At 71.7% G+C, this 12,045-nt stretch carries 10 protein-coding genes; 2 read left to right on the top strand and 8 right to left on the bottom strand.

The genetic code is table 11. From position 1 onward, the window contains the following. Window positions 1–488: 488 nt before the first annotated feature. Genes GA0070558_RS29920 through GA0070558_RS29890 form a run of 7 tightly spaced genes read right to left on the bottom strand, consistent with a single transcriptional unit; the run spans window position 489 to window position 8,153 of the window. Window positions 489–1,469, bottom strand: coding sequence for an Lrp/AsnC family transcriptional regulator (locus tag GA0070558_RS29920; protein ID WP_077937915.1), 981 nt, complete (start codon window positions 1,467–1,469; stop codon window positions 489–491). Further along, a complete protein-coding gene (locus GA0070558_RS29915) occupies window positions 1,453–2,304 on the bottom strand; it encodes an alpha/beta fold hydrolase (protein WP_091286084.1) in 852 nt (283 codons plus the stop codon). The genes GA0070558_RS29920 and GA0070558_RS29915 overlap by 17 nt, the downstream gene beginning before the upstream one ends. A gap of 32 nt (window positions 2,305–2,336) precedes the next feature. Further along, window positions 2,337–3,506 (bottom strand): M24 family metallopeptidase, encoded by a 1,170-nt coding sequence (locus GA0070558_RS29910; RefSeq protein WP_198956583.1) that lies wholly within the window; start codon window positions 3,504–3,506, stop codon window positions 2,337–2,339. A 1-nt stretch (window position 3,507) separates the two neighbouring features. Further along, a complete protein-coding gene (locus GA0070558_RS29905) occupies window positions 3,508–4,389 on the bottom strand; it encodes an ABC transporter permease (protein ID WP_091286080.1) in 882 nt (293 codons plus the stop codon). Further along, entirely contained in the window at window positions 4,386–5,351 is a 966-nt protein-coding gene (locus tag GA0070558_RS29900; protein ID WP_077937912.1) for an ABC transporter permease, read from the bottom strand. Before GA0070558_RS29900 ends, GA0070558_RS29905 begins: the two co-directional genes overlap by 4 nt. Before the next feature lie 4 nt (window positions 5,352–5,355). Then, window positions 5,356–6,945 (bottom strand): ABC transporter substrate-binding protein, encoded by a 1,590-nt coding sequence (locus GA0070558_RS29895; RefSeq protein ID WP_091286076.1) that lies wholly within the window; start codon window positions 6,943–6,945, stop codon window positions 5,356–5,358. Next, window positions 6,945–8,153: a dipeptidase gene (locus tag GA0070558_RS29890; protein ID WP_091286073.1), complete on the bottom strand. Its 1,209-nt coding sequence runs from the start codon at window positions 8,151–8,153 to the stop codon at window positions 6,945–6,947. Before GA0070558_RS29890 ends, GA0070558_RS29895 begins: the two co-directional genes overlap by 1 nt. 180 nt (window positions 8,154–8,333) lie before the next feature. On the opposite strand from GA0070558_RS29890, the gene GA0070558_RS29885 reads away from it, so the two are divergent. Together GA0070558_RS29885 and GA0070558_RS29880 are read left to right on the top strand one after the other, a co-directional pair. Further along, window positions 8,334–9,380: an ABC transporter ATP-binding protein gene (locus GA0070558_RS29885; RefSeq protein ID WP_091286069.1), complete on the top strand. Its 1,047-nt coding sequence runs from the start codon at window positions 8,334–8,336 to the stop codon at window positions 9,378–9,380. Then, window positions 9,364–10,392, top strand: coding sequence for an ABC transporter ATP-binding protein (locus tag GA0070558_RS29880; protein WP_091286066.1), 1,029 nt, complete (start codon window positions 9,364–9,366; stop codon window positions 10,390–10,392). The genes GA0070558_RS29885 and GA0070558_RS29880 overlap by 17 nt, the downstream gene beginning before the upstream one ends. A gap of 25 nt (window positions 10,393–10,417) precedes the next feature. On the opposite strand, the gene GA0070558_RS29875 is transcribed toward GA0070558_RS29880, so the two are convergent. Next, window positions 10,418–11,995, bottom strand: a complete 1,578-nt coding sequence (locus tag GA0070558_RS29875; protein ID WP_043963513.1) for a Na+/H+ antiporter — start codon at window positions 11,993–11,995, stop codon at window positions 10,418–10,420. Between the last annotated feature and the right edge of the window lie 50 nt (window positions 11,996–12,045).

The raw sequence follows: 12,045 nt of genomic DNA, 5'->3' as shown, positions 1-12,045 counted from the left end.
AACAAAAACCTGTTGAACAATCCATCCCGACAACAAAGTGTTGCCAAAGAAATCCCCACCAGACCGGCAAAGCCGACCCAGCGCGGGGTATCAAACTACTTGGCACTGGCTTATCAAGCACCCTGTTGAGTTCTCAAAGAACAACCACACACCATCCGAAACCCCCAAACCCGGGGGCCCCATCCGGGGCATTCCGTTCATCCGCGCCCCCCGCTTTCGCGCTGGGCACTTTTACTACGTTACCCTCCGGTTTCCGCACTGTCAAACCGGAGAATCCCGATCCGACCCGCTTCCACCCGAATTACGGCCACCATTCTGCACCCGGCATCCGCCGGTGGCTTCCTGGGGTCCGGCAGGCCGTCCGCCGTGGTCTCCCACCTGGCGCCCGTTTCCCTGCCGGAACAGAACATTACTACCGTCCCCTCGGGCCCGCAAAATCGACCCCCCTCCTTGACGGAGAAGGCCTCCGACCTGCCCGGATGCCCGCCTCAGACGTTGTCGCGCCACCAGGGGGTCTCGACGAAGCCCCGCCGGATGGTGAGCAGCACCATGCTGGCCGTCCAGCCCTGCACCCCGTCGAGGCGACCGAGCGTACGGGTGGTGAACGCGTGCACGTCGTCGGTGGTGGGCAGGATGACCTCGCAGAACAGCGCGTTGCGGTTGAGGGTGGCCGCGACGTACCGGACGCCCCGGTGGGTGCCCAGCTCGTGCGCGAGGGTGTCGAGGCGGGCCGGGTCGACGGTGATGTTGAAGATGATCTCGGACTCGAAGCCGAGCGCCGGCGCGGAGACCAGCGTGACCACGCTGATGCAGCCCCGGCGCTGGAGCACCTCGAACCGGCGGCGCACCGTGCTCTCGTCGACGCCGAGGGCCTTGGCGACCGCGCGGAAGCTGGCCCGGCCGTCCTCCTGCATGAAGTCGATGATCTTCTCGTCGGCGGCGTCGAAGTGACCCGGCGCGCACTGGTGCACCTCGACCACGGTGTCGGGCGTGCCCGGCACGACCAGCTGCTGGCCCCAGTCGTGCGAGACCTTGTAGACGTGCAGGGTCAGGTCGGTGTCGCAGCGCTGCACGCCCTCGATCGCCTGGATCTCCTCGACGATCCGGGCGTGCAGCGAGTCGCCCCGGCGCAGGCTCAGCTCGGCGATGATGTCCGCCGGGCCGGTGACCAGGGCCAGGAAGCGCAGGTCGGCCCGGTCGGCGAGCTGGGCCAGCACCCGCTTCTGGGTGCCCGGCTCACAGGTGATGCGCAGCACGAACAGGTCCGCCGCGCCCGGGTACTCGACGTCAGGCATCACCGCGACCCGGACGATGCCGTCGCGCAGCAGCTGCTGGCCGCGGCGCGCCACGGTGGTCACCGACGTCTGGCACCGCTCGGCGATCTCGGTCCAGGTGGCCCGCCCGTCGGCCTGCAGGGCCAGGATGATCCGCCGGTCCAGGTCGTCCAGGTGCTCAGGACCGCTGCTCATCCGCCCCCACCTCGCGCAGGAAGTCGCGTACCGTCTCGCGCCACAGCTCGGCCTCCTCCACCTGCGGGGAGTGGCCGGACTTCTCGAACACCACCAGCCGCGCGTCGGGGATCAGGGCGGCGATGGTCTCGCTGCTGGCCACCGGGGTGATCCAGTCGTCGCGGCCCACGGTCACCAGCGTCGGGCAGGTGATGCGGTGCAGGTCGGCCTTGATGTCGTACGCGGGCTGGTTCACCGCGAACGCGTGGTTGTGCGTCTCGTAGCGGTAGAACGTGGCCTCGACCTTGGCCTCGACGGCCGCCGGATCGTAGACGTGGTCGTAGAGCGGCAGGATCTCCCGCCAGCAGTCCCGCAGGTCGTCATCGTCACGCACCCGTCCGGTGTTGATGCGGTCCAGCTTGTCGGGGTCGATCTTCACACGGGTGGATGTCTCGGCGTTGTGCCGGGCGGCCTTCTCGTTCTCGTGGTCGGCGGAGGTGTCGCGCAGCACGAGGGCGGTGAGCCGCTCCGGGTGGCGGATCGCGTACTCCATGGCGATGAAGCCGCCGTAGGAGCCGCCGGCCAGGACGAACCGCTCCGCGCCGGCCCACTCCCGCAGCGCGTCGACGTCGGCGACCCACTGCTCGTGGGTGAACGGCGGCCGGCCCTCGCTGACGCCGCTGCCGCGGGCGTCGAAGACCAGGACGCGGAACGTGTCGGCGAACGGCCGGAACGTGGCGCGGGGCTCGGCGCGGGAGCCGAGGCCGGGCGCGCCGTGGTGGGCGATGAGCAGCGGAGCGTCCTCGGCGCCGAAGACCTCCACCTCCAGTTCGTTTCCGTTGATCGGCAGTCGCACGGCAGGCACTCCTCAGGGGACGGGACGGCGGCTCAGGGGACGGGGATGACGACGTCGTCGAGGGAACGGGGGTAGCTGGTGAAGGGGCGGGCCCCGGATCCGGTGATCAGCATCGAGTCGGAGATGCGGTAGCCGGCGTGGCCGGGCACGTAGATGCCGGGCTCGTTGGAGACGACCATGCCCTCCTCCAGCACGGTCGGGTCGCCGTCCTCCAGCCACGGCGGCTCGTGCATGCCGAGGCCGATGCCATGGCCCTGCCGGTGGCGCAGGAACCCGGCCAGGCCGGCGTCGCGGATCACGTCGAGGCAGTGCCGGTTGGCGTCGGCGCAGACCACGCCCGGGGCGAGGAACTCGGTGCCGGCCTGCTGGGCGGCACGCACGGCCTCGTAGTAGCGGCGCTGCTCGGCGCTGGGCTCGCCGAGGAGGAACGTGCGCTCCCCCTCGACGTACCGGCCACCGACGGCGCAGCCGAGGGAGAGCATGAACGTGTCGCCGGGGCGCAGCCGGTAGCCCGAGGGCAGGCCGTGCGGGTGGGCGCTGTTGGGGCCGGCGTAGACGAGGCCGCCGGCGAGCAGGGACACCACCACGACGTCGGCGTGGTCGGCGTACATCGTGGCGGTGCCGACCCGGGTGACGTGCGCGGCCAGCTCGGCCTCGCTCGGCAGCTCGCCGCCGGCGGCGAGCGCCTGTTCGACAAGGTCGCGGCCGGCGACCAGCATGAGGTCGGTGATCCGGGCGGCCTCGGCGTGCAGGGCGATCTCCTCGGGCCGCTTGCGCAGCCGGGCCGTGCCCACCACGTCGGCGATCTCCAGCTCGGCGCGGGGCAGGTCCCGGGCGATCTCGGCGACGCGGGCGGCGGCGGTGCTGCCGGGGTGGCCGACGCGGCCGGCGACGTCGCGCAGGTGGGTGAACGGCGGGACGCGGCCGGGGAACTCCGGGTAGGACACCAGGTCGGCGGCGGCGTGCTGGGCCTGCGCGTGCTCGCGTTCCAGCTCGGGCAGCAGCAGCCGGGTGGGGCCGTCGACGGGCAGCAGCACGGCCACCGGTCGTTCGCAGGGGTGGTGGAAGAAGCCGGTGAGGTAGGCGACGTCGTCGGGGTGGTCGGTGAGGACGGCGGCCAGGCCGGCGCGGTCGGCGGCGGCGCGCACGTCGTCCTGCACCGAGCGGTAGAAGTCCACGGGGAGCCGTTGGGTCGACAGCACGTCAGTTCTCCCGGGTGCGTGGGTTGCGGGCGTCGTTGTAGGCGATGGAGATGAGGGTGGCGGAGACGACGAGGGCGAGCATCGCCAGCGAGGGGAACAGGGTGGTCCACCAGGCGCTGGACATCGCGCCGGACTGCTGGGCCTCGTAGAGGATCCGGCCCCACGACCAGCTGTTGGGGTCGCCGAGGCCGAGGAAGGCCAGGCCGGCGGCCGACAGCACGGCCCGGGAGGCGGTGAGCACGACCGACACCACGATGACGGGGGCGACGGCGGGCACCAGGTGCCGGCGGATGATCCACAGCCAGGAGCCGCCGGTGAGCCGGGCGGCGTCGATGTAGGGCAGCCGGACCACGGCCAGGGCCTGGGAGCGGACCACGCGGGCCACCTCCGGCCAGGAGAACAGGGCGATGACCACGACCACGGTGGCGAGGCTGGGCCCGGCCAGGGCGGCGACGAGGATCATCAGGGGCAGCACCGGCAGCGACAGGGCCAGGTCGACGACCGTGCCGACCATGGTGTCGACCTTCGGGAAGTACGCGCCGAGCACCGCGACGAGCACGCCGATGACGATGGCCAGGGCGGAGGAGAGCGCGGCGACGAGCATGCTGATCCGGGTGCCCCAGACGACCTCGGCGAAGATGTCGCGGCCGAGGTTGTCGGTGCCGAACCAGTGCTGCCCGGACGGCGGGGTGAGCACCGCCGGGCCGTAGCCGCCGGGGTAGTCGGCGATGAGCGGGGCGGCGACCGCGACGACGACGAGGGCGGCGAGCACGGCGAGGGAGACCAGGCCCAGCGGGTTGCGGCGGAACGCCGTCCAGGTGGCGCTCGCGGCGGTCGGCTGGTCGGCGACGACCTGGTCGAGGGCGATGCCGGCGGCGGTCACTGGGTCCTCACTCTCGGGTCGAGCAGGCCGTACGCCAGGTCGGTGACCACGTTGGCGAGCACGACGGTCGCGGCGAGCAGGACGAACGCGCCCTGCAGGACGGGGTAGTCGAGCTGGGTGACCGCCTCGTAGATGCCCCGGCCGATGCCCGGGTAGGCGAAGACGGTCTCGGTGAGCACCGCGCCGCCGACGAGGAAGCCCAGTTGCAGGCCGACCAGGGTGGTGGTGGGCAGCAGCGCGTTGCGCAGGGCGTGCTTCCACACCACCTTGCGGTGGGGCAGGCCCTTGGCGGTGGCCAGGACGCAGTAGTCCTCGCCGAGGGAGTCGATGAGGGTGGCCCGCAGGGTCAGCACGTAGGAGCCGAGCTGCACCAGGACGAGGCTGACGCAGGGCAGCACCAGGTGGGCGGCCACGTCGAGGTACCACTGCCCGCCGTAGACGCCGGGGCTGTACGCGCCGCCGATGGGCAGCCACCGCAGTTGCAGGCCGAACAGGAACAGCAGCGCGATCGCGACGCTGGGCACGAAGACCGACTGGCCGACGACGCCGCCGACCTGGACGAGCCGGTCGAGCAGCCCGCTGGGGCGGGTCGCCGCCAGCACCCCGAGGGGGATGCCGACGGCGACCGTCACCAGCAGGGAGGACCCGGTGAGCAGCAGGGTCCACGGGAGGCGTTCCAGCAGCACGTCGGTCACCGGAACGGACTGGGTGATGGAGACCCCGAGGTTGCCCTGGACGAGCTGCCACAGGTACTTGCCGTACTGGACGAGCAGGGGCTCGTCGAGGCCGTACTGGCGCAGCAGGATCGCCTGGGTCTGTGGGGTCATGTTGGGGGTGGCGACGGCGAGCGCCGGGTTGCCGGGCAGCAGCCGCAGCAGCAGGAAGGTGATCGTGGTGGCGAACCAGAGCGTCAGGACCGCCCGTCCGAGCCGCCGCGCGACGAAGCCGACAACCGGTGGCATCCGCTCAGCCGACCTTCCGCGCGTTCGCCAGGGACTGCGGGTCGACCACCGACAGCAGCTCGCTGGGCTTGACCACGAAGCCGTCCCACTTGTCGCTGTGGGCGACGTACAGGTTCTGCATGTACATGACGTTGTCGTAGACGTTGTCGTGCACGAGGGTGGCGGCCTGCCAGATCAGGTCCTTCTGGGCGGCCTTGTCGGTGGTCGCGGTGGCCTTGGTGATCAGCGCGCTCAGCGCCGGGTCGTCGACCTTGGTGTAGTTGATGGCGCCGTCGGGCAGGAACGTCAGGGCCATGTTGGTCGCCGGGTCGTCCATGATGGCGAAGTTGCCGGCGTAGATGTCGTACTCGCCGGCGGCGGTCTTGGCCAGGTAGGTGTTGCGGTCCATGCCCTGCAGCTCGATGGTGATGCCGGCCTGGGCGGCGTTGTCCTTGACCAGCTGCGCCCACTGTGAGGTGACGGCGTCCTGCAGCGAGTAGATCATCGTCAGCGGGCGCAGGGTGCCGACGCCGGACTCGGTGACCAGCTTGCGGGCCAGCTCCGGGTCGAAGGCGTACTCCTTGAGGTCGGGCTTGACGAAGTCCTTGAGCACCGGCGGGATGGGGCTGGAGCCGGTGGTGACCGCCTGGCCCTGCAGCACGACGGAGCGGATGGCCTCGTAGTCGACGGCGTGGGCGAGGGCCTGCCGCACCTTGAGGTTGTCCAGGGGCTTGCGGGTCATGTTGTACGTCATGTGGGCGTACCCGAGGCCGGGGACCTCCTGGACCTTGACTCCGGGGGTCGACTGGAGGGTCTTGACCTGGGCCGGGGGCAGGGCGTTGGCGATGAGGTCCACGTCGCCGTTGCGCAACGCGAGGATCTCCGTGTTGACGTCGGGGTAGACCCGGTAGACGACCTTGGCCACGTTGGGGGTGCCGGCGGGGGCCATCGGGTACGGGGTGACCCGCTCCAGGGTGTAGCTCTGGCCCTTGGCGACGGTGGTGAGCCTGAACGGCCCGGCGCTGACCCAGTCGCTGTTGTTGGCGAAGGTGCCCGCGTCGGGGGCCTTCTCGAAGACGTGCTTGGGCACGACGTTCATCCAGAAGCCGACCTCGTCGACGACGGTGGCGTCGGGTCGCTTGAGCTTCAGCTCGACCCGGGTGGCCGTCGGGGCGGAGGCGGACTCGACGTTGGCGAGCTGGCCGTAGACGACGTTGCCGGCGGGCTTCTTCGTCATGATCGTGTTGATGGTGTACGCGACGTCGGCGGCGCTGACGGCGGTGCCGTCGCTCCACTTCATGTCGCCGCGCAGCTCGTAGAAGCCGGTGGTGGGGTCGCTGTAGCCGCGGTCGGCGGCCAGGTACGACTGCTTGGCGCCGTTGGCGTCGATGGTGAGCAGCCGCGGGTACATCAGGTTGGTGATCCAGCCGTCGGTGCGGCTGTTGCCCAGCAGCGGGTTGAAGTTGACCACGTCGGTGGTGGTGGCGATGGTGAGGGTGGCGTTCTTGTCGCCGCCCTGGGCGGCCGAGTCGCTCGGCGCGCTGGGGCTGCAGGCTGCCGTCGCGACCACCGCGGCGAGCGCGGTGACGGCGACGAGGGGTAGGCGGAGACGCATCAGACCCAGACCTCCTCGAGGACGCGGATGGTGTTGCCACCGATGACCTTGCGGATCTCGTCGTCGGAGTAGTCGTGGGCCACGAGCCATCCGATGATGTTGTAGAAGCACTCGGCGGGGTTCTCCAGGCCGTCGACGTACTCGACCTTGGGGTACTCGACCCGGCCGTGGGCCTCCTTGGTGGACAGGTTCGCCGCGAAGGCGTCGTGCAGCCCGACGTGGTCGCCGAAGAGCGTGTCGGGGCCGAAGGCGACGTGGTCGATGCCGATGAGGTCGACCGCGTGGACGAAGTGGTCCATGACCGACTCCAGGCTGTGCCGGGGGTGGGCCGGGGACAGGGTGGTGTGTGGGGCGGCCTCCAGGCCGAGCACCCCGCCGCGCTCGGCGCAGGCGGCGATGACCGCGTCGGGCTTCATCCGGTTGGTCGGCCACACCTCGCGGGAGCCGCAGTGGGTGATGAACACCGGCTTGGTGGACTTCTGGATCACGTCCATGGCGGTGCGGTCGCCGGAGTGGGAGATGTCGATGGCCAGGCCGAGCTTGTTCATGCGTTCGACGGCCCGCTCGCCGAAGTAGGTCAGGCCGCCGTCGCCGCGTTCCTTGAGGCCGCCGCCGAGCATGTTGGCCTCGGAGTAGGCGATACCGATCTGCCGGACGCCGAAGCCGTAGAGCACGTCGAGGCGGTCGACCTCGTTCTCGATCATGGTGGCGGCTTCGAGGGCGAACACGTGCGCGAGCCGGCCGGTCTCGTGGGCGTGGTAGATGTCCTTGAGCGACTCGGCCTTGATCACGTAGTCCTGGTGGGCGATGTCGGCCATCCGCACGCCGAGGTCGAACAGGACGTCGGTGTACTTCCAGCCGGCGTCGCTGGAGATGCAGCAGGTGCCGTCCATGCCGTTGTCGAACACGGCGGTCATGCCCGAGCGGGACAGGCCGAGGTAGCCGGTGGGTTCGCGGCCGGCCCGGATGTGCTCGCGGAGCTGGCCCATGTCCTCGGGGAAGACCTGGACGTGGTCGTGCAGCGAGATGACGATCTCGTCGCGCAGCAGCCGCTGCGTGCGTTCCCGCTGGCTGTCGGAGAGGTCGAGGCCGGCGTAGGCCGGCACCCGGCTGATCTGCTCGGCGTACCGGAACTTCTTGAAGTCCTTGCCGGCCTCCAGGTAGTCGTACGCCGTGTAGCCGGTGTAGCGCTTCGCCTGTTCAAGCATCCGCGTGGGGTCCCTTCAGATTCGCGGCCCGCGAAGAAGAGGCGCGGCCGCCGGGGTCGGCGCCCAGAACCGGCGCGACCGATTAGAGGGTTGCAATGATTCGGCACGGAAGTCAAGATGCAGTTCAGGAACAGGCACGGACGGCCGTTGCAGCGGGGATTACCGGCACGGGCGTCCGTTATGCGTAGCTGGAGGCTCGCGGTGAATCAGCCAGACGCCCCAACCACCGCCCCACCGGACGGAGGAGGACAGGCCCTGTCGGTACGCGGGCTGTCCGTGACCTTCGCCACCCGGCGCGGCGACGTGCCCGCCGCCGTGGACGTCGACCTCGACGTCGCCGCCGGCGAACTCGTCGCGCTGCTCGGCGAGTCGGGCTCCGGCAAGTCGGTCACCGCGAAGGCGATCATGGGGCTGCACCCGCCGACCGTGCGCGTCGAGGCCGACCGCGTCGCGCTCGGCGGCACCGACCTCACCACGCTCACCGAGGCCGGGCGCCGGGCCGTGCGCGGCAACCGGATGAGCATGGTCTTCCAGGACGCGCTGTCCGCCCTGAACCCCGTGCTCAGCATCGGCGACCAGCTCGGCGAGTTGTTCCGTACCCATCGCGGCGCGTCCCGCCGGCAGGCCCGCGCCGCCGCCGTCGACCTGCTCTCCCAGGTCGGCATCCCCGCCCCGGACCGGCGGGTCGACGAGTACCCGCACCAGTTCTCCGGCGGGATGCGCCAGCGCATCCTCATCGCGATGGCCATCGCCCTGCGCCCCGAGCTGATCATCGCCGACGAGCCGACCACCGCCCTCGACGTCACCGTCCAGGCCCAGATCCTGGAGCTGCTCAACGGGCTGCGCCGGGATCTCGGCATCGGCATCCTGCTGATCACCCACGACCTCGGCGTCGTCTCCGAGGTCGCCGACCGGGTCGTGGTCATGTACGCCGGGCGGGTCGTGGAGACCGGCACCACCGCCGAGGTCCTCGGCACGCCCGCCCACCCGTACACCGACGCCCTGCTGCGCTCCGTGCCCCAGGCCCACCAGCGCGGCGACGACCTGTACGCCATCCCCGGCACCCCGCCCAACCCGACCCGCAAGCCGCCCGGGTGCGCGTTCCACCCCCGCTGCGACCGGGTCGTCGAGCGGTGCCGCACCGAGCGCCCCGCCCTGAGGGTCATCGACGGCCGCGCCGCCGCCTGCCACCGCACCGAGGAGCTGTCGCATGTCGTCACCGGCTGAGCCCGTCCTGGTCGCCACGGACCTGCGCAAGACGTTCACCACCGGCCGGGCCGGGCTCGGCCGCACCCGGGTCAGCGCCGTCGACGGGGTGAGCCTCCGGCTGCACGCCGGGGAATCCCTCGGCGTCGTCGGGGAGTCCGGGTGCGGCAAGTCCACCCTGGCCCGGATGCTGGTCGGCCTGGAACGCCCCGACTCGGGCAGCATCGTGGTGCGGGGACGCGACATCACCGGCGTGCGGGGGCGCGACCGGCGGCTGCTGCGCCGCCAGGTGCAGATGGTCTTCCAGGACCCGTACACCTCGCTGGACCCGCGCATGTGCGTGCGCGACCTGATCGCCGAGCCCCTCGTGGTGCACGGCCGCGGCGACCGGCGGGCCCGCTCCGACCGGGTCGCCGAGCTGCTCGGCCTCGTCGGGCTCGCGCCGGAGCTGATGCACCGCTACCCGCACCAGTTCTCCGGCGGGCAGCGCCAGCGCATCGGCATCGCCCGCGCCCTCGCCCTGGAACCGGAGATCCTCGTCTGCGACGAGCCCGTCTCCGCCCTCGACGTCAGCGTGCAGGCGCAGGTGGTCAACCTGCTGCGGGACCTGCAACGCCGGATGAACATCGCCCTGGTGTTCATCGCCCACGACCTGTCCGTGGTGCGGCACGTCGCCGACCGCACGGCGGTCATGTACCTCGGGCGGCTCGCCGAGATCGGCGACACCGAGACCGTCTACTCCCGGCCGGCCCACCCGTACACCCAGGCGCTGCTGTCCGCCTCCCCCGTGGTCGATCCCACGGGCCAGCGCGGCGGCAGCCGGCGCATCGTGCTCGCCGGTGACCCGCCCAGCCCGTCCGACCCGCCGCCGGGCTGCCTGTTCCACACCCGCTGCCGGCTGGCCCGGCAGCAGTGCGGGCAGGTGCAGCCGGTGCTCGGCCCGACGCCGGGCGACGCCGACCGCGAGGTCGCCTGCCACTTCTCCGACCTGGCGCTGCGGGAGGGCGCGGGCGGCGTGCCGGCCCGGGCCTGACGCCGCCGGCCGGCCCGGCCGGTGGTCACTCGGGGGTGGGCGGGCCCAGCAGGCGGATCTCCTCGATGTCGAGCGCGGCCTGCAGCTCGCGCAGCACCGTGTCGTCGATCTCGTTGGCGTTGCGCAGCCGGGTGATCTCGCGCCGCTTGCGGTCCAGGACCGCCAGCCGCAGCCGGCGCTCCAGGTCGCGGGCCTGCTCGGCGGCTTCGCCCTGCTCGGCGGCGCGGATGTCGTCGAGGTGGTCCTGGTAGTCGACGCGGATCCGGTCGGCGACGTCCCGGTGCACGCCCAGCCCGTCGGCGACCTCCGGCAGCGCCGCCAGCCCGGCCTCGGTGGCCCGCAGGCGGGCCATCCGCACCTCGTCGGCGCGCTGCTGGTCGCCGACGAGGCCCGCCCAGCGGACCACGAGCGGCAGGGTGGTGCCCTGCACCAGCATGATCATGACGATCACCAGCGCCGTGCAGAAGATGATCAGGTCCCGCTCGTGGACGGGTTCCCCGGCCGGGGTGGTCAGCGGCACCGCGAGGGCCGCGGCCAGCGACACCGCGCCGCGGAAGCCGGCCCACCCGGCGGCCGTGCGGATCCGCCAGCCGACCCGCAGGGCCCGTTGCGACTTACGGCGGTCGACGAGCCGCAGCAGGTACGCCGACAGGTGCAGCCAGGCCATCCGGGTCGCCAGGACGGTGCCGGCGACCAGCACCGCGATGAGCAGCGCCTGCCCCACCGACGTGCTGGTGACCCCGCGCAACGCCCGGGGGATCTGCATCCCGAGCAGCACGAACAGGCCCCCGTTGATCAGGAAGGTGGTGAGGTCCCAGAAGGCGTAGGCCAGCACCCGGGAGGGTGCCCGGATCACCCGGGGACCGGCGAAGGAGAGCACCAGGCCGGCGACCACCACCGCGAGCACCCCGCTGGCGTGCAGTTCCTCGGCGGCCAGGAACGCGACGAACGGCGTGAGCACGCTGAGCGCGCCCTCGCGCAGCGGGTCGTCGAGGCGGCGGCGGATCAGCACGACCACCACCCCGATCGCCAGCCCGGCCGCGACGCCGCCGAGGAACGACCCCCCGACGCGCTCGACGAGCGGCAGCGCCCCCGGCGGTGCGCCGCCGGTGATCAGGCCGAGCGCGACGGCGAAGAGGACCAGCGCGGTGCCGTCGTTGATGAGGCTCTCCGCGCGCAGGACGGTGAGGAACCGGCGGGGCATCCGCTTGGCCAGGCCGGCGACCGCGGCGGCGTCGGTCGGGGCCAGCACCGCCCCGAGCACCCACGCCGCCGGCCCCTCGACCCCGACCGCCTGGGCGACCAGCGCCACCGTCACCATCGTGACCGCGACCAGCCCCACGGCGAGCAGGGCGATGACGGTCAGGTTGGCGCGGATCTCCCGCAGGCTGATGGTGAGGCTCTCCCGGTAGAGGATCGCGGGCAGGAACAGCAGCAGCACCACGTCCGGTTCGAGCACCACGTCCGACAGCGGCGGGGCGAGCGCCAGCAGCGCGCCCATCCCGATGAGCAGGACCGGCGGGGCGACCCGGTAGCGCCCGCCGATGGTGGTGCCGACGAGCACGGTGGCCGCCAGCACCACGATCAGGACGAGCCCCTCCACGTCGACCCCTCCGCGTCGTACGGCCGGTGCGGCCGTACGGCGTCGGAGGC

Origin of the sequence: Micromonospora haikouensis (assembly GCF_900091595.1) — a bacterium.
GTDB classification, from domain to species: Bacteria; Actinomycetota; Actinomycetes; order Mycobacteriales; family Micromonosporaceae; genus Micromonospora; species Micromonospora haikouensis.
Note: the sequence above shows the minus strand (reverse complement) of the source record. Positions and strands in the feature narration are given on the sequence as shown.